Source organism: Streptomyces sp. NPDC034085 (genome assembly GCF_055575555.1).
In genome coordinates, this window is sequence record NZ_JBVISL010000003.1 from 114,298 (window position 1) to 138,087 (window position 23,790).

Annotated in this window: 21 protein-coding genes and 2 pseudogenes; 13 read left to right on the plus strand and 10 right to left on the minus strand. The window is 71.8% G+C overall.

Annotation, left to right across the window (positions count from 1 at the left end):
* Positions 1 to 541 precede the first annotated feature (541 nt).
* The 4 genes and pseudogenes from ACZ501_RS10765 to ACZ501_RS10780 all read left to right on the plus strand — a co-directional run bounded on the left by ACZ501_RS10765 (position 542) and on the right by ACZ501_RS10780 (position 3,713).
* Positions 542 to 2,137 (plus strand): molybdopterin-dependent oxidoreductase, encoded by a 1,596-nt coding sequence (locus ACZ501_RS10765; RefSeq protein WP_468794087.1) that lies wholly within the window; start codon positions 542 to 544, stop codon positions 2,135 to 2,137.
* Positions 2,138 to 2,244: 107 nt separating this feature from the next.
* A complete protein-coding gene (locus tag ACZ501_RS10770) occupies positions 2,245 to 2,895 on the plus strand; it encodes a fasciclin domain-containing protein (RefSeq protein WP_468794090.1) in 651 nt (216 codons plus the stop codon).
* Between the two features lie 184 nt (positions 2,896 to 3,079).
* Positions 3,080 to 3,364: pseudogene (locus ACZ501_RS10775) on the plus strand (HalD/BesD family halogenase); the annotation flags it as partial.
* A 10-nt stretch (positions 3,365 to 3,374) separates the two neighbouring features.
* Entirely contained in the window at positions 3,375 to 3,713 is a 339-nt protein-coding gene (locus ACZ501_RS10780) for a HalD/BesD family halogenase (RefSeq protein ID WP_468795463.1), read from the plus strand.
* Here the strand turns inward: ACZ501_RS10780 and ACZ501_RS10785 are convergent.
* Positions 3,603 to 4,298, minus strand: a complete 696-nt coding sequence (locus tag ACZ501_RS10785; RefSeq protein WP_468794093.1) for a DsbA family protein — start codon at positions 4,296 to 4,298, stop codon at positions 3,603 to 3,605. The two genes, ACZ501_RS10780 and ACZ501_RS10785, sit on opposite strands and share 111 nt — an antisense overlap.
* 818 nt (positions 4,299 to 5,116) lie before the next feature.
* On the opposite strand from ACZ501_RS10785, the gene ACZ501_RS10790 reads away from it, so the two are divergent.
* Positions 5,117 to 6,406: an AI-2E family transporter gene (locus tag ACZ501_RS10790; protein ID WP_468794096.1), complete on the plus strand. Its 1,290-nt coding sequence runs from the start codon at positions 5,117 to 5,119 to the stop codon at positions 6,404 to 6,406.
* Positions 6,407 to 6,522: 116 nt separating this feature from the next.
* On the opposite strand, the gene ACZ501_RS10795 is transcribed toward ACZ501_RS10790, so the two are convergent.
* Complete coding sequence (locus tag ACZ501_RS10795; RefSeq protein WP_468794098.1) at positions 6,523 to 6,855, minus strand: hypothetical protein; 333 nt, start codon at positions 6,853 to 6,855, stop codon at positions 6,523 to 6,525.
* Between the two features lie 305 nt (positions 6,856 to 7,160).
* Here ACZ501_RS10795 and ACZ501_RS10800 point away from each other — a divergent pair, with 305 nt between their 5' ends.
* On the plus strand, positions 7,161 to 7,481 hold the full coding sequence (locus ACZ501_RS10800; protein WP_468794100.1) for a hypothetical protein: 321 nt from the start codon (positions 7,161 to 7,163) through the stop codon (positions 7,479 to 7,481).
* Between the two features lie 1,171 nt (positions 7,482 to 8,652).
* On the opposite strand, the pseudogene ACZ501_RS10805 reads toward ACZ501_RS10800, so the two are convergent.
* Both ACZ501_RS10805 and ACZ501_RS10810 read right to left on the minus strand, forming a co-directional pair.
* A pseudogene (locus ACZ501_RS10805) lies at positions 8,653 to 8,964 on the minus strand (transposase); the annotation flags it as partial.
* A gap of 10 nt (positions 8,965 to 8,974) precedes the next feature.
* On the minus strand, positions 8,975 to 9,328 hold the full coding sequence (locus tag ACZ501_RS10810) for a ferrous iron transport protein A (RefSeq protein WP_468794102.1): 354 nt from the start codon (positions 9,326 to 9,328) through the stop codon (positions 8,975 to 8,977).
* A 363-nt stretch (positions 9,329 to 9,691) separates the two neighbouring features.
* Between ACZ501_RS10810 and ACZ501_RS10815 the strand changes: the two genes are divergently transcribed.
* Entirely contained in the window at positions 9,692 to 10,207 is a 516-nt protein-coding gene (locus ACZ501_RS10815; RefSeq protein WP_361600511.1) for an RICIN domain-containing protein, read from the plus strand.
* 15 nt (positions 10,208 to 10,222) lie between these two features.
* Here the strand turns inward: ACZ501_RS10815 and ACZ501_RS10820 are convergent, their stop codons facing one another.
* Positions 10,223 to 10,507 carry a hypothetical protein gene (locus ACZ501_RS10820; RefSeq protein ID WP_468794105.1) on the minus strand — a complete coding sequence of 95 codons (285 nt, stop codon included), beginning with the start codon at positions 10,505 to 10,507 and terminating at the stop codon, positions 10,223 to 10,225.
* Between the two features lie 368 nt (positions 10,508 to 10,875).
* On the opposite strand from ACZ501_RS10820, the gene ACZ501_RS10825 reads away from it, so the two are divergent.
* From ACZ501_RS10825 to ACZ501_RS10835, 3 genes are all read left to right on the plus strand, one after another.
* Positions 10,876 to 12,216, plus strand: coding sequence for a pectate lyase family protein (locus tag ACZ501_RS10825; protein WP_468794108.1), 1,341 nt, complete (start codon positions 10,876 to 10,878; stop codon positions 12,214 to 12,216).
* A gap of 200 nt (positions 12,217 to 12,416) precedes the next feature.
* On the plus strand, positions 12,417 to 12,941 hold the full coding sequence (locus ACZ501_RS10830) for a SigE family RNA polymerase sigma factor (RefSeq protein WP_361600517.1): 525 nt from the start codon (positions 12,417 to 12,419) through the stop codon (positions 12,939 to 12,941).
* Positions 12,941 to 13,666: a hypothetical protein gene (locus ACZ501_RS10835; RefSeq protein WP_468794111.1), complete on the plus strand. Its 726-nt coding sequence runs from the start codon at positions 12,941 to 12,943 to the stop codon at positions 13,664 to 13,666. The genes ACZ501_RS10830 and ACZ501_RS10835 overlap by 1 nt, the downstream gene beginning before the upstream one ends.
* 63 nt (positions 13,667 to 13,729) lie before the next feature.
* Here the strand turns inward: ACZ501_RS10835 and ACZ501_RS10840 are convergent, their stop codons facing one another.
* Both ACZ501_RS10840 and ACZ501_RS10845 read right to left on the minus strand, forming a co-directional pair.
* Positions 13,730 to 15,784, minus strand: a complete 2,055-nt coding sequence (locus tag ACZ501_RS10840) for a pectinesterase family protein (protein WP_468794114.1) — start codon at positions 15,782 to 15,784, stop codon at positions 13,730 to 13,732.
* A 421-nt stretch (positions 15,785 to 16,205) separates the two neighbouring features.
* Positions 16,206 to 17,195 carry an MBL fold metallo-hydrolase gene (locus tag ACZ501_RS10845; RefSeq protein WP_468794116.1) on the minus strand — a complete coding sequence of 330 codons (990 nt, stop codon included), beginning with the start codon at positions 17,193 to 17,195 and terminating at the stop codon, positions 16,206 to 16,208.
* 142 nt (positions 17,196 to 17,337) lie between these two features.
* Between ACZ501_RS10845 and ACZ501_RS10850 the strand changes: the two genes are divergently transcribed.
* The 3 genes from ACZ501_RS10850 to ACZ501_RS10860 all read left to right on the plus strand — a co-directional run bounded on the left by ACZ501_RS10850 (position 17,338) and on the right by ACZ501_RS10860 (position 19,937).
* Positions 17,338 to 18,150 carry a helix-turn-helix domain-containing protein gene (locus tag ACZ501_RS10850; RefSeq protein ID WP_468794119.1) on the plus strand — a complete coding sequence of 271 codons (813 nt, stop codon included), beginning with the start codon at positions 17,338 to 17,340 and terminating at the stop codon, positions 18,148 to 18,150.
* A gap of 478 nt (positions 18,151 to 18,628) precedes the next feature.
* The gene (locus ACZ501_RS10855; RefSeq protein WP_468794122.1) at positions 18,629 to 19,141 is read left to right on the plus strand and encodes a hypothetical protein; all 513 of its coding nucleotides are present in this window, start codon (positions 18,629 to 18,631) and stop codon (positions 19,139 to 19,141) included.
* Between the two features lie 232 nt (positions 19,142 to 19,373).
* Positions 19,374 to 19,937, plus strand: coding sequence for a GNAT family N-acetyltransferase (locus tag ACZ501_RS10860; protein WP_468794125.1), 564 nt, complete (start codon positions 19,374 to 19,376; stop codon positions 19,935 to 19,937).
* Between the two features lie 320 nt (positions 19,938 to 20,257).
* Here the strand turns inward: ACZ501_RS10860 and ACZ501_RS10865 are convergent, their stop codons facing one another.
* The 3 genes from ACZ501_RS10865 to ACZ501_RS10875 all read right to left on the minus strand — a co-directional run bounded on the left by ACZ501_RS10865 (position 20,258) and on the right by ACZ501_RS10875 (position 23,375).
* On the minus strand, positions 20,258 to 20,635 hold the full coding sequence (locus ACZ501_RS10865) for an STAS domain-containing protein (RefSeq protein WP_468794128.1): 378 nt from the start codon (positions 20,633 to 20,635) through the stop codon (positions 20,258 to 20,260).
* Between the two features lie 915 nt (positions 20,636 to 21,550).
* Positions 21,551 to 22,051, minus strand: a complete 501-nt coding sequence (locus tag ACZ501_RS10870) for a cupin domain-containing protein (protein WP_468794130.1) — start codon at positions 22,049 to 22,051, stop codon at positions 21,551 to 21,553.
* 73 nt (positions 22,052 to 22,124) lie between these two features.
* The gene (locus ACZ501_RS10875; protein ID WP_468794133.1) at positions 22,125 to 23,375 is read right to left on the minus strand and encodes a M20 metallopeptidase family protein; all 1,251 of its coding nucleotides are present in this window, start codon (positions 23,373 to 23,375) and stop codon (positions 22,125 to 22,127) included.
* Between the last annotated feature and the right edge of the window lie 415 nt (positions 23,376 to 23,790).

Here is a 23,790-nt window from a genome sequence, read left to right on the forward strand (position 1 = left end):
CCGGCCGGGTGACATACGGCCGCAGCCCCCGTCCCGGCTGGATGCGGGCGCCGAATCACCCCATGAGGCGCGGCTGCCGGACGGGACGGAGTCCGCCCGGGCGGGCCGCCAGGTCACCGCCCCGCATGGCAGCCTTGCGGGCCCCGCGGCTGCCCGCCGCCGCCCTGGGCCGCGTCTGATGATCCTGCTGGGCTACGGCAGCCTGCCGATGCCGCTGCTGGCCATCGCGAGCTCCGTCCTGGGCCTGGCAGCAGCGTGCGCCGTCCGGTACGCGCCGACCCGCTCGGGTCGGCTGCCGCTCGACGGCCAGCGCCAGGGCATCCGTGTTCGTCCTGGTCATCGGTGCGAGCACCGGCCACGCCCTCCTGCCGGCGGCCCGATACCGCGAGAAAACTCACCGGACAACCGAAGGCCGCACGGGCCATGGCAGTCGCCCGCCGTCTGGCTCCGCCGCCCCGCACGCCAGCACCCTGACACCCGCACGGACATTCGGTTTCACTCTTTCGGGGCTCATACCAATCCGCCGGACGGGCGCCGCCGAATGCCGGGTGTGAGCAGCTTCCGCAGCAAACCCGTCCGCGCCGCACAGGGCGCCCCGGCCGGGCTCCTGGCCGCCTTCGCGGCCCTGGGTGCCGCCGAGCTGGTCGCCGGACTGGTGCGGCCCGCGGCCGGGCCCGTGACCGTGGTCGGCGGCGCGGTGATCGACCGGACGCCCGCCGCGGTGAAGGACTTCGCGATCCGCACCTTCGGAGAAGACGACAAGACCGTCCTCCAGCTGGGGATCCTGGCGATTCTCGCCCTCGTCGCCGCCGCCCTGGGGATCCTCGCGGTGTCTCACCGGCGGGCCGGCGCCGCAGGGGTGTTGCTGTTCGGGATCGTCGGCGCCGCAGCGTCCCTGAGCCGGCCCGACTCCACCGGCATCGGCGACGTACTGCCCTCGATCGCCGGGGCGGTCGCGGGAGCCCTCTCCCTGTACGTCCTGGCATCCAGGGCCGCTCCTCGGCCGGCCGGCCCGGCCGGCGCGGGCAGCGAGGAAGCCACCGGCGGGTGGAGCCGACGCGGATTTCTGACGGCCGCCGGTGTGACCGCCGTAGCTGCGGCCTCGGCCGGCGCACTGGGCCGGTTCTTCACCGGCCGGCAAGGCCAGGGCGCGCTTGCCTCCCGCGACAACCTGGTCCTGCCCGAGCCCGCCTCCCCGGCTCCCGCCGTCCCGGCCGGCGTCCAGCTCAAAGCGCCCGGCATCACGGCCTTCACCACCCCCCAACCCGACTTCTACCGCGTCGACACCGCCCTGACCGTTCCCAAGGTGGACGCCGGCGCCTGGCGGCTGCTCATCCACGGCCGTGGGGTCACCCGGCCGCGCGCCTACACCCTCGACCAGCTCCTGGCCCGCCCCCTGATCGAACGCGACATCACTCTCACCTGTGTCTCCAACGAGGTCGGCGGCCCCTACATCGGCAACGCCCGCTGGCTCGGCGTCCCCCTCGCCGAACTCCTCAGGGAAGCCGGGGTCAGGCCGCCCTCCCAGCGGGGCGAGGCGGACCAGCTCGTGGCCCGCTCGGTGGACGGAATGACGCTCGGTTCCCCGGTCGAGGACCTGATGGACGGCCGCGACGCGATGCTCGCCGTCGGCATGAACGGCCGGCCCCTGCCCTTCGAGCACGGCTTCCCGGTCCGGATGCTCGTCCCCGGCCTCTACGGCTACGTGTCCGCCTGCAAGTGGATCGAAGACATCGAGCTCACCACCTTCGACGCCTACGACCCCTACTGGGTGAAGCGGAAGTGGGCCCGTCTGGCGCCGATCAAGACGCAGGCCCGCATCGACACCCCCCGGCCCTTCGCCCGCCCCACCGCCGGACCCGTCACCGTCGCCGGAGTGGCCTGGGCCCAGCGCCGCGGCATCACCCGCGTCGAGATCCAGGTCGACGACGGGCCCTGGCAGGACGCCGACCTCGCCGCCGAGGCCGGCATCGACACCTGGCGCCAGTGGTCCTACCGCTGGAGCGCCACCCCCGGCGGCCACACGATCGCCGTCCGCGCCACCGACGGCACCGGCGCGGTGCAGACCGAACAGCGCACCCGCACCATCCCCGACGGAGCGAGCGGCCGGCACAGCGTCTTCGTCACCGTCCCCTAGACCTCCCGAACCTCCCGAACGGCCGCCAGGCCACGTCTCGGGCCGCACGACAAGCCACGCCAACACCCGTACGAACAGACCGACAGCCCCTCAAGGAGCAACCCGTCATGAACAGCATGAAGATCCGCCGCACCGCGATCGCCGTCGCCGCCGCAGCCCTGCTGCCCTTCTCCCTGGCCGCGTGCTCCGACTCCGGCAGCGACACCGAGGGAGCCTCCGCCGCGGCTCCCGAGGACGCCGCCAAGACCGGCGAGAGCACCCCCGCGGGCGACTCCGTGACCGGCGACCAGCCCTTCGGCCCGGCCTGCGCGGGCGTGCCCAGGGAGGGCGCCGGCTCCTTCGACGGCATGGCCAAGGACCCCGTCGCGACCGCCGCGTCCAACAACCCCGCCCTGTCGACCCTCGTGACGGCCGTCAAGAAGGCCGGCCTCGTCGACACCCTCAACAACGCGAAGGACATCACGGTCTTCGCCCCGACCAACGAGGCCTTCGCGAAGATCCCGAAGGCCGACCTCGACAAGGTCCTCGCCGACAAGGCAACCCTGACGAAGATCCTCACCTACCACGTCGTCGGCCAGAAGATCACCCCCGCGCAGCTGCAGAACGGCAGCTTCGAGACCCTGCAGAAGGGCATGATCACCACCAGCGGCTCCGGCGAGTTCTACAAGGTCAACGACACCGCGAAGGTGGTCTGCGGCGACGTCAAGACCGCCAACGCCAACGTGTACATCATCGACAGCGTCCTCATGCCCAAGTAGCCGACCCTCCGCGGGAGGTCCACAGGATCCCCGGTGGCCCTGCTCCCCGTCCGCTTCGGACGGGGAGCAGGGCCACCCGTCCGAACGCAGCCAGCCCAGCGGCACGGCCCCGCAGCCGGCCCGTCGTAGGCCGGTACGCCCTGGCACTCCTCGGGACCGCGCGCCGGACCGGGCGCCTGCTCGGTTGGAGCAGACCGGTTATGTGCCGCTCGCCGGCCTCCTCACCGCCGAGGGGCTGGCGCTCCTGCGCCAGGAGGCGGCACGGCTCGAGAGCGTCGCGCTGCGCCGGGACTTCTCCATGGCCTGCATGGACGACTCTCCGCGCCACATGACCACCCTGGGCGGCCAGGTGATCGCCGAGGAGTCGCAACTGCTGCCCCGCCTGTACGCCGACGGGGAACTCGTCTCACTGTTGGGCCGGCTCACCGGCCAGGCCGTGGCTCCCGTACCGGACCCGGTGGAACGCCACGTCCTCAACGATCTGGCACCAGGAGGGCGACACCCACGGCGGCCACACCGACTCCTACCCCTACGCCCTCGTCCTCTTCCTCGAGGCACCCGGCAGGCCCGAAGACGGCGGCCTGCTCGAATACACCCCCGGAAGCCCGCACCTTGACGCCCTCGGAACACCCGCAGCCGTGACCGCCCACCAGCTCTACCGATCACCCCGTCCGTGGCGGTTCTGCCTCCGGCCGTGCGGGGGGAGGTCAGCGGTAGCCGGATATCCAGACCGGGAGAAAGTCCTTGGTGAGGAGGACGTCCGACTGCGTGTCCGGCAAGCGTTTGCCGTTGATGTCGGCCGCGGGCAGCACGGGTGAACCGGCGGCCTCGTACGCATGCTGGGACGCGTCCACGAAGTCCGCGTACTTCATCTCCTTGACCGCGGAGTCGAACGCCGGCCCGCGCAGGCCCTCCACTCGTGACGCCGTCTCCAGCAGGAGCGCGTCGGTGTAGCCGTCGCCGTTCTCCTGCGGTTGGTTGCGCAGGACAACGGCCCGGTACTCGGCGAACTTGCCTTGCTCCAGCGCGGCGCGCAGGGCGTTGGCGGCCTTCTTCGAGCCGGTGCCGCCCAGGGGGCCGTCCAGTGCGGAGGACAGGGTGTACTCGGTCCGCACCTCCCTGCCCAGCGTCATGTCCAGGAGCGAGGCGCCTGCACCTGTCACCTCGACCTCCTTGCAGACGGTGCACCGCATGTCCTCGTAGAGGTGCACCGGCATCCGTCGCGGGTCCCCCACGACGATCGTGGTCCCGTCCGGCGCCAGGGCCTCCGGCAGCTCGTCGACGGCGGCGTACGGGTGGCGGCGTTCCCGCTGCGCGGCGTTCGTCTGGTCCCCGCACGCCGTCACGGTCAGCCCCAGCAGGGCGACCGGTACCAGTACGCGGCGCAGGTGTTCGGCTCTCATGCAGATGTGTCTTCCTGGGTGTGCGGTGCGGGCCCGGCCGTCTCGTGCAGCTCGGCCGGAGTCACCCGACGCCGTTCGGTGCGGGCCGGGTGGTCGGAGGGTACTTGCCGGGCTCCTGGCTCGCCCCCTGCATGTCCATGCCGGTCTTCACCTGGGGGACGTCGGCGTCCACCAGGGGCCGTTTTTTCGTCCTTGAGCTGGGCCACCATCAGGGGCGCCGCCGGCGTCCTGCCCGCCGGTGCCGGGGGGCGGCCGAGCCGGAGGTGTGTCCCGTCGGCGCGCTACTTTCCGAGACGGGGCAGATGCCGAGGACGCTGGCCGTCAGGGCGGTGGTCGGTCTGGATGCGTGGGCAGGCATGGGTCCCCGGGGTGTTGATGCAGGTAGCAGGCCGACGCTCACCGCGCCGACTGCGGCTGGACCAGTACTTTGGGATCACGTCTTGGGTCGTCGCGGCCCGGGGGCCCCACATCACGCTGTTCAGCCCGGCGGTCGGCCGTCGGACGCCGGTGCAGGGTGGACTGCGTCCTGGCCGGCAGGCCTGGAAGCGGCCGCGCGCGTAGGCCGAGACCCGGAACGGTGGGTAGGGGCCTACAGCCTGGAACACCGCGACCTGATCAAGCGGTCCGTGCAGGCACCGCTGCGCGAAGGGATTCCCTGGCACGACCACGGCCGGAAGATGACCGTGGTGGCCCGCCTGTTGTCGCCCTGCGGCGGCCGGTGGCTGCCTGGTCTTGGCTGATCGCTGGGAAAGGGGGCAGAAGGGCGGCGAGAGAGAGGGAGGTTCCGGATGCCCGGAATCCACAGGGTGGTCCGTCGTATGAAGGCCGAAGCCATCGCGTTCGGCGAGCGCCGGGCGCAGGCCCAGGCGCGGCATGACGCCGAGATGGAGGCGGAGCTCGAGCGGGCCCGGCTGGCGCGAGCAGCGCACCGGCGGGCCCTTGATCCGGCCAGGGCCGTTCCGTGGGGGATGCGGGTGGCGGCGGAGGCCGGCTGGCGGTTCCTCGTCTTCGCCGCCGCCGTGTGGGTGCTCATGCGGGTCATCAGCTCGCTGCGTCTGGTCGTTCTCGCCTTCGTCGTCGCCTTGCTGATCACGGCGCTGCTCCAGCCCACTGTCTCCCGGCTCCGCCGCCTGGGGCTGGCGCAAGGGCTCGCCACCGCGGTCACGGCGCTGTGCGGCTTCGCCGTTCTGGGCTTGGTCGGTTGGTTCGTCGTGTGGCAGGTCTTGGACAACCTCGACACCTTGTCAGGGCGCCTTCAAGAAGGCATCGAGGAACTCAAGCGGTGGCTCCTGGAAAGTCCGCTGCATGTGACCGAGCATCAGATCAACGAGGTCGCGAAGAACCTCAGTGACACGATCGGCACGAACACGAGCCAGATCACCTCGACCGGTCTGCAGGGGGTGACCGTGCTGGCCGAGGTGCTCACCGGAATGCTGCTGGCGATGTTCTCCACCCTGTTCCTGCTGTACGACGGCCGGCGCATCTGGCAATGGACGCTCAGGCTCGCACCGGCCGATGTCCGTCCCGGGGTCGCCGAAGCCGGACCCCGGGCCTGGCGGACGCTCACGGCCTACGTGCGGGGAACGATCGTCGTGGCCCTGATCGACGCGCTCTTCATCGGCGTCGGCATCTACCTGCTGGGCGTGCCGCTCGCCGTGCCCATCGGTGTGGTGATCTTCCTGGCGTCGTTCGTGCCACTGGTCGGGGCCGTCGTCTCGGGAGCTCTCGCGGTGGTCGTCGGCCTGGTCACCCAAGGCGTCTTCACGGCGTTCATGACCCTCCTCGTCGTTCTCCTCGTGCAGCAGATCGAGGGACATGTCCTTCAGCCGTTCATCCTCGGACGCGCCGTCCGGGTCCACCCCTTGGCGGTCGTTCTGGGTGTCGCCGCCGGTGGGCTGGTCGCCGGCATCGGAGGGGCCGTGGTGGCCGTACCGTTGATCGCCGTCGCCAATACGGTCATCGGCCATCGCGGCACCGAGACCGAGACCGGGGGCGACGAGTCGGAGGCCGGGGCAGCTGTCCCCGGGACGGGCCCGGCGGGGCAGGTGGACGTCACAGCGGTTCCGCCGGACGTCACAGCGGCCCCGCCACGGGACTCCACTGCGTGATCACGGCTACGACCAACCCCGGCCGGAGCCCGCGCCTACGCCCGGCCGCAGCCGGGCGCTGCCCGCAGTGAGCCGCTCCTGCGGTCGTGCCGTCGGCCGGGGTTCCGCGGGGCCGGTCAGTCCGCCCAGTCCTCGTCGTCGCCGCCGCGCATGGTGCGCCAGCCCTCGAGGTCCTTCAGCACCTCCCGCGCCAACCGGGCGTAGTGCACCGGGCACTCCCACAGCTCGCGGGCCGACAACTCGGCCGGCACGGGGGTGTCGGGATGGTCTTCCGGCGCGTACAGGTGGACCACGGCACGGTACCGGGACTGGACGGTGGAGTCGGCGGTCGACCAAGGGTGTCGCGGGTGCTCGCAGGAGACGTCCAGTTCGATGGTGGCGAGCGCGGCGGCCAGATCGCGCGCGTACGAGGGCGGCAGCCCCCGTACGACTGCGCTATGCCCATCCACAGGCACAGGAACACGCCGATGCGCTCCTCCTCCCGCACCTGCCCGGTGAGCCAACGCCGGGCGCACCACAGGGCGACCGGACCGGTGTTGTCCTCCCAGCTGCGGCTGAGCGTCCCCTGCATGCCGACGACGTCGATGGCCTGGAGGCTCTCCGGTCGGGCGCGGGCGGCGGAGCCGACGGTGACCGGGGCGCGAAGTTAATCAGGGCGGACCTGAGCGGCCTGGATACCCTCCCGGCCTTGCTTCGCGGCGGAGGGCTGCCACCCGACCTCGTCACCACGACCCCGACGATGTTGGATTGCCCCATGGTGAGACGCAGGAAAAAGCGGCCCGACTGGGGCATCCCGAAGGGGATCGTGCTGTTGGCGACGCCGGAGGGCTGGCGCCACAGCGTCCTCACCATGGAAGGCGGCATGCTCTGCGGGCGTCTGGACGTGCCGATCAACACCGACCCACAGGACGCACGAACCGCGGCGGCCCGGATGGTGACGGAACTCGCGCGCGACTTTCACGACACCGACGTCGAGGTGAGCTGGGAGCATCCGCAAGAACCCTGGACATGGACCGCTCACGTCACCCTCGCCGCCGGTTCCGAACTTGCTCCGCTGTGGGCTCGTCCGGATTGATTGCCCGTCTGGCCACCGGCTACCGCACGTCGCACGGCTGGGGGCGGGGCGGTGTTGAGCACCTGGGCGGGGCACCGGCAGGGAAGGCCACCCCGGGCATGGAGCGGCCCGCGCCCGGCTCGGGACCCGGGGCGCGCCGCGGCTTCTGGGGGTGAGCCGCAGAACGGGATGTCGCCCAGGTTCTTGGCGTAGCGGGCGGCGATCCAGCCGCGCCTGTCTGCGAGGCGGTACCAGAGCTGGTTGTCGCCGACGAGCTCGCCCTTCACCTTGCAGGTGATGGGGACGACCTGCCGGGCTTGATGTGCCCGACGGTCTTGTTGTTGCGGTGCGGGCCCCTGTGGAGGGGCAGCGGGCCGTGGGAGACGACCTTGGCCTTGGACTTGTGGTGGTGGCCGTGGCCGCACTTCCCGCACGAGGTGCCCGGGTCGCCCTTCTCGCCGCGCGGGCCGGGCTCGCCCCGGTCGCCCTTGGGACCCTGCGGTCCGGCCTGGGCGGCCGTGCCGGGCTCGCCGCATTCGCCTCGTTCGCCTCGCTGACCGGCGGAGCCGTGTCTCCCTTGAGGCCGGTCCCGCCCGGCGCCCCGTTCTGGCCGGGGTCGCCTTGGGTCCGGCCACGCCGGGCTCGCCCTGGGCACCGTCCGGGCCCGTCTCACCCTGCTCGCCGCGCTGACCCTTCGGACGCCACGATCGTCGGCACGTAGGGCTGGGAGAACGTCATCGTGGCCGCGTCGGCGAACGCGGGGCGAGCGGGACGGCGAGAGTGCCGGCGGCGGGTGCGGCGACCTCACGGCGCGCAGGTGTCTGCGAGATATCGGTTCCTCTTCTGGACAGGGCAGAGCTGTCCAACGGCGTTGACGGTGAGAACGTAAGCCGCCTGGCCCACCGAGCTGTTCAGCACCCGCGTTGGCTCTCGGCGTTGGACGGCGCCTTGGAATCCCCGCGCGCCGCACGGCTGCTGACCAGCCATGGAGCAGAAGCGCACCGCGTCTTCAGCGCGCCTGGGAGGTCCGAGAGGCCGCGCCGCCGCCCGGGCAGCCGTCGGGCCGGCTCAACGCGTCGGACGCCGGGAACGAGCATCAGGGGCAGCACCTGTCAGGCTCGATCAACCGCGCTGAAGCCCCGCCAGAACGTACCTGCCGGGGCTTCACATTTGCAGCTGCGCGCGGGATCTATCACCCCCAGGCGGACTCACGGAACCGCCGTACCTGAGAGGTGCTCATCGCCACGAAGGAGTTCGCGCGGCCGTAGGCGTGGCAGAACAGACGGTCCGCCGAGCATGGCGCGTGCGAGCGGAGCCACGGCGGCACACCGGCCGCCGGCACCAGGCGCCCGCCGTAGAACCGCGGCAGCGACAGCCCAGCCAGTACGGTCCACAAGCGGCCGACGTCGATCCCGCCGTGGTTCAGGCCGTCGTACATCGCTCCGTGCCCACGCCGATGCTCGGGCACCAGCGTCAAGTCCAACGGGGCCTTCACCGCCCCCTCCGCGCGGCTCTTACTCTTCGGGCTCTGGTTCGGCCCGGAGGTACCGACCCCAGATCTGGGCCTTGCGATAGGGGCCGGCCCCGTCGCAGTCGTACTGCGGCGCATCGAAGATCACCCAGTACCGCAGCTCGCCGCTGAGCGACTGGGCGTGTTCGTTGGGTTCGGGTGCGCCCATGGCATCGATCGTTCCAGCGAACTCGACCTGCCAAGGCCCGTCCCAGTCCTGGTCGCGAAGGACCGTGACCCGGCTGCCTGGCGCCAGTGCACCCGTCGGCCATGCCCGGCTCAAGGGACGGCCGAGGATGTGCTCTACCGCCGGGCGATCTTCTACGTCCGCAGGAACAGGGCCGGAACTGTCTGTCATGCCGCCCACTCTGCCCGCACCACTTCACGGGTGCCAGAAGATAGAGCGGGGTGTCGGGGAACGGGCTGCCGACCTGGGTGGTCAGGGCGCGCAGGATCTGGCCGACCATGCAGCGCACGAGTTCTCCGGGCGGGCCCGGCTGCCGCGCGCCCCGCTTCGGCTTCCGGGCCGCGGGCGGCGGCGGCCGTGCGGGTCGCGAGCGGGGCCAGGCCGGGGGTGCTCGTCGACAGCACCGTCTCCCGCTCGGAGTCGGCGTAGTCAGCAACGACCGAGGCATGAGACGCCTTGGTGACAGGGTCAAGATCAAGTATGGTCAGCGTCGATTTCGTGCGGCCGTGACCGGCCCTATGGGGGGATTTCTTCGTGCGCCTGAACATCATCAAGTCCGTCCGCCGTGCCCTGGGCGCAGCCGTCGGCGCCGTGCTCATCTCCGTCGCCCTGCCTGCCTCCCCGGCCGCCGCCGTGGACCTGTCCAAGTGGGACCTGTTGCTCAATCTCAACAGCAGGCTGTGCCTGGAAGTGAGCGGCTGGTCCACCGCCAACGGCGCCGGGGTCAACCAGTGGGACTGCCATGGCGGCGCCAACCAGCAGTGGTACGGGGCCCCTCACGGAAACGCCAGGCTCATCTACAACGCGCAAAGCGGCAAGTGCCTCGAAGTCAAGGGCTGGTCCACCGCCAACGGCGCGGCCATCGACCAGTGGGACTGCCACGGCGGCGCCAACCAGCTGTGGCAGCTGCGCGCCACGAGCGACTACACGGTGGCCCTGGTCAACGTGAACAGCGGCAAGTGCCTGGAGATCGGTGGCTGGCGCACCGACAACGGTGCGCCGGCCACCCAGTGGGACTGCCACTGGAGCGAAAACCAGCGTTGGTACTAGGCGCTGTCCGATGGGTCAGGCAGCGGTCACGCGGGTGATGGCGTCGGCTTCGGTCGCGTGGAAGCGGCGCGGGCCGAGCGCCGCCGACCAGGCGTAGCAGCGGCCCCGGCTGGGGGCGGCGCCCGGATCGGTGACGTTGCCGATCCCCCGGCCCGCGAGGACGGGGCTCCGGCCCGGGTAGGGCAGCTCACCGACCCGGGCCTGCTCGACGGCACCTAGGCCGCCGAGGCCCCTTCGGTAGACCCGCCCAGCCAGCCCCAGCGCAGCTTCGTCGCGGTCGACTCCGTGCCGTACCGGCACAGTGCCTCCGGCGACGGCGGCAGCCACTCCGCCGGACCACGGTCCGCCTTGGCCCTGTTCGAGCGGGCCGTCACCGCCGGCTGGCCCTGGTCGCGCCGCCGTCCACGCCGACGCCCCCGCGTCCCACGGCTCCGCCAGGCGCGCCGTGTCGGTCACGGAGACCTCGGGACCCACGTACCTCCACGCAGCGCGCGGCCCGGCCCGATCGTTTTTGCGGATCCCGGCCGTCGGTCCCTTGTGCGGCCACGGACTTGTGACGTACGTCGCACGACTTCCTCGCCATTCCCGGCAACCCCGGTGGGGGCGGCGGCAACTGAGCGGTGCAAGAGCAGAACTTCGCTCCCTCTCCGTACAAGGACCGCCTACCGATGCCGACTTCCTCCCACCGTCGTCTCCCCGCCCGCCGCCGTCTCGTCCTGGTCACCACGGGACTCGTCACCGCGGCGGGACTCGGCGTCCTGCCGTTCGCCGCGCGCGCCGACGCCGGCGCCGTCGATCTCGCGCACGACCGCCTGGCCTCCCAGGACGGCTGGGCGTCGAGCGGCTCCGGCACCACCGGCGGGCAGGCCGCCGACGCCGAGCACGACGTCACCGTCACCACACGGGCCGAACTGGTCAAGGCGCTCCGCACGGGCCCGTCCGGCGCCCCGAGGATCATCCGGGTGAAGGGCCGGATCGACGCCAACACCGACGACCAGGGGCGTCCGCTGACCTGCGCCGACTACGCGAAGGGAACCGGGTACACCCTCGCCGCCTACCTCAAGGCCTACGACCCCGCGGTATGGGGGCGGTCCAAGGTGCCGTCCGGTGCGCAGGAGTCCGCACGGGCGGCGGCGCAGGCGAAGCAGGCCGAGCGGGTGGGTCTCGCCGTGCCGTCGAACACCACCGTCATCGGCGTGCCCGGCACCGACGCGGGCATCAACGGGGGCAGTCTCCTGGTGCAGAAGGCGGACAACGTCATCATCCGCAACCTGACCTTCGCCGACACCCGCGACTGCTTCCCCCAGTGGGACCCCACGGACGGCTCCGAGGGCAACTGGAACTCCGCGTACGACGCCGTCACCCTTCGGGGTGCGACCCATGTGTGGGCCGACCACAACTCGTTCACCGACGGCCCCCGCTACGACGCCTCGAACCCCCGATACTTCGGCCGCGAGTACCAGGTCCACGACGGGGCCCTCGACATCACCAACGCATCGGACCTGGTCACCGTCTCGTACAACCGGTTCGCCGACCACGACAAGACCATGCTCATCGGCAGCAGTGACAAGGACACGAAGCTCCGGGTCACGCTCCACCACAACGTCTTCCAGGGCATCGTGCAGCGCGCACCGCTCGCCCGGGTCGGACAGATCCACCTCTACAACAACCACTTCGACACCACCCCGCGCAACGGCTACACCCACAGTTACAGCGTGAACGCGCGGGCCGGCGCCCAGATCGTGGCGCAGAACAACCACTGGACGCTGTCCTCGGACCGCAAGGCCTCGCAGCTCCTGTCGGGTGACGGTACGGGCGCGTTCGCGGGCAGCGGGAACATGGTCAACGGCTCGGTCACCGACCTCGTCGCCGCCTACAACGCCGCGAACAAGAAGAAGATCAAGTCCACGGCGAGCTGGAAGCCCGCCCTCTCCAAGGGGCTGGAACCGTCCGCCGCGGGACTGCCCGCGTCCCTCGCCCGCAGTGCCGGCGCGGGCGTCCTGAAGTGATCCAGCACGCAGATGCCCGGGCGGGCGCGCTCGCCCCGCCCGGGCACCCCGGTGATCCGCAGACGGCGCAGCGACCGCTCCGCCCCACCGGGACCGTGCTGACCGGCCGGTTGGTATGCTCACCGTCCCTCCGACCGGCGGGCACGAACACCGGCACTGACTCGGGCGGGAGCACGGTCAGACCTGACGGAGACTCCGCAATGGCCTTCGACGACGCGTACGCGGAGTTCCACGACTTCTTCGAGCGGCACCATGCCGAGCTGGCCCGCCTCGCCTACCTGCTCACCGGTGAGGCGGACACCGCCGACGACCTGGCCGCCGACGCCTTCGTCGCGCTCTGGCACCGCTGGGACCGGGTGCAGCACGCCGACCATCCGGTGGCGTACGCCCGCGGTGTGGTCACCAACATGGCCCGGGCCCGCATCCGTGCCCTCACCCGCGAGCGGCGCCGCGTCCACCTGTTCTGGTCGGCCCTTCCGGGCCGCGCGCAGCATCCCGATGTGGACGCGGTGATGGACGTGCGCCGGGCGCTGGCGCGCCTGCCGTTCCGCAAGCGCGCGTGCGTCGTGCTGCGCCACGCGCTGGACCTGTCGGAGAAGGACACCGCCCTCGCGCTCGGGACGTCCGTCGGTACGGTGAAGAGCCAGACCTCCAAGGCGATGGCCGAGCTGCAGCGCCTCCTCGGTGCGCAGGCCGCCGAGGAACTGACCGGAACGAGGAACTGATGGAGGACCTGAAGCGCCGGCTCCGGGACGCGGCGGCGGACCACGCGCCCGACCGGGACGGGATGCTGGAGCGGGTCCGGCTCGGCACGTCCCGCACGGTGCCCGACCGGCGTGCGGACCGGCCCCTGTCCTGGCCGCGCATCACCCTCGCCACCCTTGCCTCGACGGCGGCGCTCGTGGTGGGCGGATACGTGCTCGCCCCCGCCTTCCCCACGGAGGGCACGGGCCGGGCAGCCGCCACGACCCCTACGGCACCGGCGCCGGCGCCCCCTCCCGCCCCATCCGCCCCTGCCGCGCCGTCCGCATCGCCGGGTACCCAGGACGGGCCGCTGCGCTCCGACGGTGCCGTCGACCCGCAGCCCAATCCCTACTGGTCCCAGAGCACCGTCACCCTCCACACCGGTGCGTCCCTGGCGGCACTGACGCTGGAGGTCCGCGTCGCCCAGACGGGAGGCGTGGGGTCCACCGGCGCCTGGCGGACCCTGCCTGAGGGCGACTTCGCGCTGACCACCACCGACGAGGGCGGCGCCCTCCTCTACCGGTGGACCCTCAAGCCGGGCCGGACCGTCCCCGCGGGGCAGCACGTCTTCGCCGTCCAGTACAACCACGCCCCGGGTGCGCGGCCCCTGGCCGGCGATGCCTACACGGCGACGGCCGCCTCGGCTACGGGACAGCGGCACACCGTCACCGGCACCTTCCGCCCGGCGGCGGGCGCGACGGGCTGACGGGGTCCCGGGGCCCGGGAGCCACGCGATGGCGTCGTTTCCGGGCCCCCTCCCCTCCCCCTGCTACGGGGTCCAGCCGCCCAGCCAGTCCGAGACCTCCTGGGACGCGGCCTGGGCATCGCTCAGGTGCGGCCGGTCGGCGCTCTTGGGTCCGGCACCCGGGCCGACGTTCATGTACTCGGCGAAGCGGTCGTCCTTCCAGGAGAAGCCGCCCATGTCGGCCCAGGGGGCGCGCTTGATCGCGGCGCTGAGGGTGGAGTTGCGGAAGGTGGCCTGCGGGTCGACGGTAGCGTCGCCGCCCGGGTGCCAGTTCCGGCCGAGATGGAAGGAGGACGCGGCCACGTCACCGTTGACGGTGGAGCGGTTCACGAGGATGCCCTTGTGGCCCGCCGGGGTGCTCGGGGCGGTGATGTACCCGGCCGAGGTGCCGTTCCAGCGCTTCTTGAGGGTGATGACCGACTGGTCGATCACCGCGGTGGCGCGGCCGAAGATGAAGTCGACGTTGCCGACGACGTATGAGTTGGTGACGTAGACGCGGCCGGGCTTGTCCTTGGCCGCGGTCTCCAGCTCCAGGGTGTCCTGGTCGCCGGTGACGATGACTCCGTCCAGCACGATCCGGTCCGCGGCTGTGAGCAGGGCGACCGCCTGGTGGCCGTCCACGGCCTGGTTCGCGGCCTCGTCGAAGTCGTTGGAGACGGTGAGGTTGCGGAGCTGGGAGTCGTCGGACCGGATGGCGACCGTGGCGCTGCCCGGAGTGCCGTACGTACCCGAACCGTCGGGCTTGCGCAGGCCGGCCGCGTTGCCGTACACGATCACCGTGTCCTTGCGGCTCGGGCCCGACCCCTGGATGGTGACGTGCGGCTTGTCCGCCGGCACGTTCACCGTCTCGCGGTACGTGCCCGGCTTGACCGAGATGACCACGCGGGAGGCGTTGCCGGCGGGTACGGCGTCCACCGCGGCCTGGACCGTCTTGTACCGGCCGCTGCCGTCCTGGGCGACGGTGAGCGTCGTAGCGGCCGCGGCGGCGGGCGCGGCGGTGGTGGCGGGCGCCGTCCCCAGGGAACTCTTCGGCCCGGACCCGGACTTCACCAGCGCGGGAACCTTGTCGGCGGCGTCCAAGGTGTAGCGGTAGTACGCCTTGGCGTCGAAGGCCGTGCCGCCGCCGCTCTCGTTGCGGCCGCTCGTGCCGGAGAAGACGTTGCCGCGCTGGACGAGGGCGGCGGTGGAGTCCCTGATCACCGGGTTGGTCATGCCCTGGAAGTAGGAGTTCTCCAGCAGCATCCGCGTCCTGCCGCGCGCGAAGTTGCCGTAGGCGGACTTGACGGCGGTGCCCGGGGTGTCTTCCATGAAGTTGTTGTAGAGGTGTGCGTGGGCGGCGTTGTCGGTCGACGGGTTGCGCTGCTCCGTCTCGCGGATCCAGTTGTGATGGATCGTGATGTCGGTGACGACGTTGTCGGTCCATCCGATGCCGAAGGCCTTGTTGGCGTTGCTCAGCCTGTTCCAGGACACCGTCACGTACGTGCTGTCCTTGCGGACGTCGATCAGTCCGTCGGCGGTGTGCCGCAGGTCGTTGTGGTCGATCCACACGTGGTGGGCGCCGTCCATCTGGATGGCGTCGAAGTCGTGCTCCTTGTCGTTCCACACGCCCTGGTAGGAGTCCCTGATCGTCAGGTTCCGGATGATCACGTTGTGGACGCCCTGGCCGAGGAAGAAGCCGCCGCCGACGATGTGCCCCAGGGTGCCGGAGCCGATGATCGTCTTGTGCGAGGCGACCCTGATCTCCTTGCCGACGGGCGCGATGTCGATCGTGCCGGCCACGACGATGACGTAGGGCTCGGGGGCCGTGGCGTACTTCTCCAGGTCGGCTAGCGACCTTACGGTGACGGTCCTGCCCTCCCGGCCGCCGTACGTGCCGTTCTGCCCGAGCGCATCGACCGAGGCGAACCCGTCGGCGGCGGCGCTTGCCCAGGCGGAGGGCTCCGCGGCCGCGGCCTTGTCACCCAGCCCGAACGCGGACCCGTAGGCCACCACTCCGGATACGGCCAGGGTCAGCGGCACCCCGATGGCCAGGACCTTTCGCTGTCTGCGGTGACGGGCCGTGCGGCGGATCGAACTCATGGGCGGTTCCGTTCCGTGAAGAGGGGAGTGATCGATGTGGGGTTGCCGCCGGGCCCCGAAGGGTTGCCTCCGCATCGCAAAAACCAAACATTCAATGGATGTCGACTATCCGGTCGGGTCCGGCCCGGGGCAGGCGGCCCGGGCCCGCGGTCCGGCCATCGGCGACTGCGCCGGGGCCGTACTCCGACCGCCCGCCCGGCGAGGCGCCCGGGCGGCGCCCCGGTAGGGGGTCGGTCGGTCGGCCGCGTTGATCGCGCCAGGAGCACGCGCACGGGGTCGTATGCCGAAAAGCACCTTGCCGATGCCGAGTGCGTGGCACAACCGTGCTCTATCTACTCGGGCGGCTGCGCCCATGGCAGCGGGCGGGCGACTGGACGGCCGAGCTGGCCCCGCTCCGCCCCCTCCCGGGCCCGGGAGGGGACTAACCGGCCGGTACGAAGGGGCGGTTGAGGTGGGCGGTGGCCAGGAGCGAACGGTGGCGCCGCGCCTCGGCCAGCAGCCGCTCGCGGGTGTCCCGGGCGGCCGCCGGATCGTGCTCGAAGCGGTAGGCCACCGCCGGGTTCGCCCACTGCACGGCGTGCACGAGGACGTCCCGGGTGACCATGACCCGCCGGCTGCCGCCCTCGACGAGGACCGACTGGTGCCCCGCCGTGTGGCCCGGCGTCGGGACGAGGGTGACCGCGTGGCCCCGCCCGCGCCCGTCACCCACGAGCTGGGTGCGTCCGTCGACCTCCTGGAGGAGGCCCGCAGCCCGCAGCGGCTCCACCACGTACGACAGGGACGTGTCGCCCGGATCGAGGGACGCCACCTCGGCGTGCTGGACGACGTGGCGGGCCCCCGGGAACATCGGCGTCCCGTCCGGCCCCACCACCCACCCGTAATGGTCGCTGTGCAGATGCGTCAGCACGACCGAGTCCACGTCCGCGACGCCGATGCCCGCCTCCGTCAGCACCCTCGGCAGCCGACCGGGCACGGGCGCCCATCCCGAGGCGGGGCTGCCGACGGGCCCGATCCCCGTGTCGACCAGCGTGACACGCCCGCCCGGCCGCCGGACGGCGTAGCAGCGGAAGTCCAGCTCCCACGTGCCGTCCGGGCCGAACGCCGCAGGGTCGAGCCGTTCCGCCCGCTCCCAGTCGCGCTCGGCGGCGCCGGTGAAGTGGTCGCGGGTCCGCCCGGGGAACGGGCCGTGCGCGTCGAGCAGCGCCAGCACCTCGAACGGCCCGGCCTGCCGCGCGACCACCCGCCGCTGTCCAGCCCCGTCCGCCGTACCGCCGGCCGTGCCGTCGCCCGAAGTTCCGTCCCCCGCGGCGTACGCCCGGCCCGCCAGGGCGGGGCCCCATGCCGTCAGGGCGACGGCCCCCACGGCGCCCCTCGCCAGCTCCCGCCTGCTCATCCCGCTCAGCCCGCTCATCCGCTGTCCCCTTCCCGGCCGGCCTTCCCGTAGGCCGGCACGCACGAGAGACTGCCGGGCGGTGGCGTCGCGCCGCTTGTACGTTCATGCTCACTTCGCGCCTCCGCCGCAAGGCGGAGAACCAGCCAGGAGGATGCCGGACATGCCCGTGGAGCGCCGCGTCCTCCTCCGCACCGACGACGTCCTCCTCGCCGACGTACTGTGCGGCTGCCCGCCGCGCGGCTGGACGCCCGCGCGGGAGGCGACGGTCTTCGGCCTGGTCATGGTGCGGCGCGGGCTGGTCAGAGGGCGGGTCCGCGGGCGGGAGCAGCTCCTCGACCCCGCCACCGTGTACGTGGAACGGCTCGGCGCCGAGCAGCAGTTCGCCCACCCGCGCGGTGACGACGTCTACACCGAGATCGTCCTGTCCGAGCCGGGGGTCGCGGCGCTCCTCGGCGGTGACCCGGAGGTCCCGGAGGGCCTCGTGTTCACCACGCCAGAACTCGCCCTGACCCACCGCCTGTTGCTCACCCGCGCCCGCGCGGGCGCCGACGCCTTCGAGCTCGCCGAGCGGACCGCCTCGGTCGCCGCCCGGGTGCTCGGCCACCTGGCGCCGGGCCGGGTGGCCAGCGGCCGGCCGCGCACCGCCCAGGCCCGCCGCCGCTTGGCCGACGACGCCCGCGCCGCCCTGGGAGCCGACGTCAACCAGGGCCTGGACGCGCTCGCCACCGCGGTCGGCTGCTCACCGCACCACCTCAGCCGGGTGTTCCGTACGGAGACCGGCACGTCCCTCAGCGGCTACCGGGACCGGCTCCGGCTCGCCCGCACCCTCGATCGGCTCGCTGAGGGGGAGCGTGACCTCGCCGGGCTCGCGCACGAGCTGGGCTTCAGCGACCAGTCCCATTTCACCCGGGTCCTGCGCCGCACGACCGGCCGCCCTCCGGGCCGCCTGCGCGCCCTGCTGAGCTCGGGGTGAAACCGGGGTGAGGGCGCCGTGAAACCGGGCAGGCCGACCCCGGACGCATGACGCCGTCGTCCACCGTCACGTCCAAGCGGATTCGCTGGAAGCGGACCGGAAACACGCGCAGGGATACTGCGCGGGGGCCGGCCCGCGCAGTCAGCCCGCGGCGTCGGGTACAGGTCGAGACAGCCCTCCAGATACGCCACGGCGCCGCTCCGGCAGGACACCACGACCGATGCGAGCGGCAGGTCGCCGAGCTGGTCCAGCATTCGGAGGTTCGCGGTTGGGGTGCCCACCATCGTGCGGAAGGTCGTCGGGTCCTCGGCAGCGCCGTGCCGAGCGTACGGGAGTCACCGCTGCCCGGTGAGTACACCGGAGAACAGCGTCCGCCGCCGTGCTCCGCATCCGCACCTCGACAGGCGTGGGCGGCCGCGGCCACCTGCCCTCGGAAATCGCTGGACTGCTGGTCAGTGCCCCTGTCAGGCTCCGCCTCGTGGAGATACTCGATGTCCTGACCAGCATGGCGAAGACAGGTCGGCTGGGCCCGGTGTTCAGCGGAGCCGACTGGAACGATGTGACCGCAGCACTCGGCGAGCCGTGGGACATCGGAACAACGAGCCGGAACAGAAAGTGGCCGCGGCTCTTCGCCTACGGAGACCTTGAGCTGAGTGTCTGTCGCTGCCGGAAGGTTTCCCTCGTCTGCGTCCAGACCTGGCGTGACGTCGTCGAACTCCCCCCATCGGTCGTCGGGCGGACGGGTACCTTCCCGGCAGGGCTCAGGCACGCCGACGTCGTTTCTGCCTTGGACAAGGCCGGTTGCTCCTGGGAGCCCTATCCACCGTTGACTTTCGGCGACCAGTGCTCGCTCGTGGCGATCCCGTCAAGGGCGAACTTCACCTTCGAGATCCCCCAGGGCGAGGAACCCGTGCTGAACGTCATGAGCCTGCCCGGCGACGGACACGACTGTTCCGCACGGCCCGCAGGCCGAGATCGCCGAGATCGCTGACGGCGACGTCGCCGCATGCTCAGACGGTCGCCGGTCGCGCAGCTTCCCCGGTCGGTGTCGCGTCCGAGCGCTACTGCTACGGTCGCGATGGCGTGCTTGCTGCACGCGAACACGGGTCCGGATCAGGGAGGTTGATGAATATGGCCGTCACCGGCCTTCCTCAGCATGCCCTTTTCCGGTCCGCGCGCTGACGCGACGCGGTCCGGTCGTTCCGAACGATCTGGAGACAACCGTGCGTTTCGCACTCTCGAACGACCTCACCGAGCTCACCACCGAGCGCCTGGTACTGGCCGCGTGGACGGCCGAGGCCGTCACTGCTGTCCTTGCCGCGGCAGACGCCCACGCCGGCGGCAAGGCCGAGCACCGGCCGGCCGACTGGGCCGCCGACTTTCCCGCCGACGGCGACTGCGTCATCGCGCAGCTCCTCGGCGGCAATCCGGACTGGCTCGGCGCGTACGGGCACCGGCTGATCATCGAACGGTGCACCGGCCTCGTCGTGGGTTCGATCGGTCTGTTCTGGCCGCCCTCCGAGGGACTGCTCGAGCTGGGGTACGGCGTCGTCGCCTCCCGCCAAGGCCGCGGCTATGCCACCGAGGCTGCCACGGCGCTCGCCGCGTTCGCCCTCTCGGCGCCCGGTGTGAAGAGCGTGGTCGCCGGCGTCGAACTGTCGAACCCGGCCTCCGTCCGCGTCCTGGAGAAGGCCGGCTTCGAAAGGTTCGAGACCACGCACGCCGAGGACGGCGGCGAGCTGGCTCGCTACCGGATGACCGCAGCGCCGGAGCACCGGCAGCCGTAAGCCGTGCGAGCCGGCGGTGGTGGCGCGCCGCCGGCTACCGGTAGGTGGTGAACCGCCTCACGCGTGGATCGTGTGGCGGGCGACCGAGCCCGAAGGGGTCGAAGCCGCTGGTGGAGACCCGTCGTACGCCGGGTGCGGCCCGGAGGCATCGACACCGCGCTCCCCCACGCCCTGCCGGAATCCCGCCCGCCGTTCCGGTGTGCCAGCCGTACGTCGGCCGCGCCTCGATCGGGTCGAGCACGTTGTCCGGGCCCGTTCCGATGGGGACGTACCACTCGGAGGGATGGCTGAGCGAATGGGGCAGAGCCGTCGCAGGGGTGTCAGGGCTGATCGAGCGCACGGGCTGAGGCGGGTGTACTGCACGCGCCGCTGATGAGGGGGTCGGTGAGGAGGGCGTGGGTGCCCGTCAGCAAGAGGAGGGCCGTGGGTTGGTGCTGCAGGCCGGTGACGGTGAGGTGTCCGCCGGTTGCCTCAAGGCGTCGACGGAGCACAAGCAGGAGTTTGAGGCCGCTGGAATCCATGAAGGAGACGCCCGACAGGTTCAGCTCCAGCGTCTGGCCGTCCAGCGGAATCGCGGCTGCCGCGCGGGTGGCCTTCTCGAGTTCGGGACGGGTCTGGACATCCATGTCGCCAATAACGGTGATCAGGGTGTAGGTGTGGTAGCGGTGTTGCCGGGTTACCACGGTGAAGTCGTTCATGGTCCACCCCTTGATCGGGGTCGAGCCCATCAGGCCCCCGCTGAAGGGGGCGTCGAGCAGGCGGCATGGGGCCGCGTGCAGTCGAGCAAGACAACCCGTACCGCGCCCCGGTCACGACATGACCCTCAAGGGCGGCGCGGGGCCTCCTACCAGACCAGGCTGGTTGTCCACGCAGCGTGGCACACATCGGGCACTGTCCGCCACCCTCCCCGCACCGAGGCGGAACAGGCACGCTGCCGACATGGCGCCGCAGCGCGCAGCCTCGTCTCAACGCTCACGATGGTGTCTGACAAATGGTCACTGCGGGGGGACGTGCGTAGTCGGTCCAATTGCCTTGCCGTCCCGACGTCGGCCAGTGAGTCTGGGTTGGTGCCGGGACAAGGGAAAGGAAGGCGGCGACAAAAGGCCGAGAGTCAGCGGCTTGCCGCTCGCACCGCGCCGGGCGCGGGACACTGGGAAGTGGTCGTCGAGACGCGGGACCAGGTAGAGGTGCGTGCGCAGTTGCGCCGCCTTCGGGAGGCAGGAGTCGACGGGTCGTTGATCCGGATCGACATGCTGTGCGGGCGCCTGGGGCTGCCGACCACGTACCGGCTGAGCCGGTTCGTGACGAACCCCGGGCGGGAGTCCGAGCGCGGACACGCCGATCACTGATCTGTGGGGCGAGCCCACCCGCACGCGGCCGGCGTCCGCAAGCCGGCTGGAGGGGCTGTGGCGCTACGCGGGAGACGAACTGCCGGAGCGGGCAGCGCGGTCGCCCCGGGGTGGACACCCCGGCGCACCGACGGTCACCCGACCGGTGTACTCATGGCCCCGCCGGTCGGAGTCCGGCCCGCGAACGGGGCTCCGCCTGGTGAGGCATCACGACACCGGCTCCCAGCCGCCGTTCCCGCTGGAAGACGCACAGGAAAACCGAAGCTACCCGTGGGTCGGCCGGCAGTAGCGGTGGATGAGGTCGGCGTGCGCGGGGAAGCGCGTCACGAGCTCGTCGGGTCGGCCGAGGGTCATGTCGGCGTGGTCGAATCCGGGCGCGACGGCTTCACTGATCAGGGCGTGGTCTCCGGAGGTGAGGTGGGAGGCCTTCCAGACCCCTCCGAGCACGGCCAAGGTGAGCGCCTGTCCTTGGCCGGTGTCCTGTCCGAGAACGGCGCTGGTGTAGCGGCCGTCGGGGTGGAGCAGGTGATAGGTGATCGGTTCGCCGTGGTGGTGGAAGTGCAGGATGTCGGACCGGTTCAGGTGCCAGTGCCCGACGGGCGACCAGTGGGTGAGCAGGTAGTGGATGGAGGTCAGCGTGTAGCGTTCACCGGCTGGAGTCTTGGTGCGCGGGCGGTGGTCTGCCTGGAAGGTCCGACGGAAGTAGCCGCCTTCCACGTGGGCTTCCAGGCCGAGGGCGTCGATCCAGTGGTGCGCGGTGATCAAGGCGTCCTCCGGTGGTCGTGCGGGTGCGGGGGAGCTCCTCCGGCGGCATGGTTCCGCCGGGCGTCTGGTGGCTTCACCCGCCCGGTGTGCTGGTGTGGTGGAGGGCGACGGCTGCGTGAGCGGCGATGCCGGTGATCATGGCGTCCTCGTCGAAGACGACCCGGTCGGAGTGCATGTCCGGGAGGTCCCGGCTCGGCGGTGAGGGCGGGCCGGCGCCGAGGAAGGCCATGGCGCCGGGGACGCGTTCGAGGACGTAGGCGAAGTCCTCGGCCCCCATCACCGGCTCGGCGAGGGCGTGGACGACGCCCTGCCCCAGCCGTGCGGCAACGGCCTGACCCACGGCGGCGGTGAACACCGGATCATTGTGCAGCGGCGGATAGCCCTCGTACAGCTCGACGGCGGCCTCGGCGCCGTGCGCGGCGCAGACATGGCGGGCCACCCGTTCGATGCCCGCGCGTACCCGGCGGCGGGTGTCGGGGGTCAAGGTCCGGAAGGTGCCGTGCAGTTCGGCGGTCGCCGGGATGATGTTGGTGGTGGTGCCCGCTTCGATGCGGGCGATGGTGACCACGGCCGGGTCGAAGACGTTCACCGTCCGGGTGACGAAACTTTGCAGCGCTTGGACGATCTCGCAGGCCACCGGGATGGGGTCCAGTGCCAGATGGGGCGCCGAGGCGTGGCCGCCTCGGCCGCGCACGGTGAGGTGGATCTGGTCGGACGCCGCGAACATGGGGCCCGGCCGCAGGTGAAGGGTGCCGGCTCTGAAGCGGGTGGTGACGTGCAGGGCGAAGGCTGCGTCCACGCCCTGCCCGTCGGGGGTGGTCAGGACGCCCTCCTCGATCATGTCGGCGGCGCCGCCGTCGCTCTCCTCGGCGGGCTGGAACATGAACACCACCCGTCCCGCGAGTTCCTCCCGTCGCGCCGAGAGGAGGTGGGCGGCGCCGACGAGCATCGCGGTGTGCAGATCGTGACCGCACGCATGCATGGCGCCGGGGATGCGGGAGGCGAAGTCCAGGCCGGTGTCCTCGTGCAGGGGCAGCGCGTCCATGTCGGCGCGCAGCAGCACCGTGCGGCCCGGACGTGTGCCCTTGAGGACGGCTGTCACCGAGCTGAGGCGTGTGCCCGTGGTGACGTGCAGGGGTAGGCCCTGGAGTGCCTCGAGTACCCGTTCCTGGGTGCGCGGCAGGTGCCGGCCCCGTTCCGGTTCGCGGTGCAGGGCCCTGCGCAGGCCGATGACGTCGGGCAGCAGGATCCGGGCCTCTGCGAGCAGGCCGTCCTCCTCAGGCACTCCTGGTGCCGGGCGGGCCCCGGTGGGTTCCTCGCTCATGCGGTGGCTCCTGCCTGGTCGGTGACGGACGGCGCGAAGGAGTCCCGCGGGATCTGCGGGGCGGCCGCCAACCGGCAGCCGGTCTGGGCCGGCGCCGGCGGCACCCGCAGCCCTGCCCGGCTGCCGGATCCGCCATGTGACGACGCCGGGTAATCCACCCGTTCGCCTCCCAAGGACGCGCGGGGTTACGCGAGCCCCCCCCCGGGGACTGGTGCGCCGCTGCCGGTCTCACCCGAGCAGGACCACGGCACGGCACTGACGCGCTGCCGACAAACCGGCGTCCACCGGTCAGTGGCGGGGCGGGTGCGTTGCGCTCTCGTGCGTCCCGATCGTGCGCTTGGCCAGATGGCCGTGCGGCTTGATCGTTTCCCCGGTGAACGGGTCACCCGACTGGGTCAGAGGAGGGCCCGTGGCG

Excerpts from the sequence above, each read along its gene's own strand:
- ACZ501_RS10765 (WP_468794087.1), top strand. The coding sequence starts at position 542 with ATGCCGGGTGTGAGCAGCTTCCGCAGCAAACCCGTCCGCGCCGCACAG.
- ACZ501_RS10790 (WP_468794096.1), top strand. The coding sequence starts at position 5,117 with ATGAAGGCCGAAGCCATCGCGTTCGGCGAGCGCCGGGCGCAGGCCCAG.
- ACZ501_RS10785 (WP_468794093.1), bottom strand. The coding sequence starts at position 4,298 with ATGAGAGCCGAACACCTGCGCCGCGTACTGGTACCGGTCGCCCTGCTG.
- ACZ501_RS10875 (WP_468794133.1), bottom strand. The coding sequence starts at position 23,375 with ATGAGCGAGGAACCCACCGGGGCCCGCCCGGCACCAGGAGTGCCTGAG.
- ACZ501_RS10845 (WP_468794116.1), bottom strand. The coding sequence starts at position 17,195 with ATGAGCGGGCTGAGCGGGATGAGCAGGCGGGAGCTGGCGAGGGGCGCC.
- ACZ501_RS10830 (WP_361600517.1), top strand. The coding sequence starts at position 12,417 with ATGGCCTTCGACGACGCGTACGCGGAGTTCCACGACTTCTTCGAGCGG.
- ACZ501_RS10810 (WP_468794102.1), bottom strand. The coding sequence starts at position 9,328 with ATGACAGACAGTTCCGGCCCTGTTCCTGCGGACGTAGAAGATCGCCCG.
- ACZ501_RS10825 (WP_468794108.1), top strand. The coding sequence starts at position 10,876 with ATGCCGACTTCCTCCCACCGTCGTCTCCCCGCCCGCCGCCGTCTCGTC.
- ACZ501_RS10865 (WP_468794128.1), bottom strand. The coding sequence starts at position 20,635 with ATGAACGACTTCACCGTGGTAACCCGGCAACACCGCTACCACACCTAC.
- ACZ501_RS10835 (WP_468794111.1), top strand. The coding sequence starts at position 12,941 with ATGGAGGACCTGAAGCGCCGGCTCCGGGACGCGGCGGCGGACCACGCG.
- ACZ501_RS10850 (WP_468794119.1), top strand. The coding sequence starts at position 17,338 with ATGCCCGTGGAGCGCCGCGTCCTCCTCCGCACCGACGACGTCCTCCTC.
- ACZ501_RS10800 (WP_468794100.1), top strand. The coding sequence starts at position 7,161 with ATGGTGAGACGCAGGAAAAAGCGGCCCGACTGGGGCATCCCGAAGGGG.
- ACZ501_RS10840 (WP_468794114.1), bottom strand. The coding sequence starts at position 15,784 with ATGAGTTCGATCCGCCGCACGGCCCGTCACCGCAGACAGCGAAAGGTC.
- ACZ501_RS10770 (WP_468794090.1), top strand. The coding sequence starts at position 2,245 with ATGAACAGCATGAAGATCCGCCGCACCGCGATCGCCGTCGCCGCCGCA.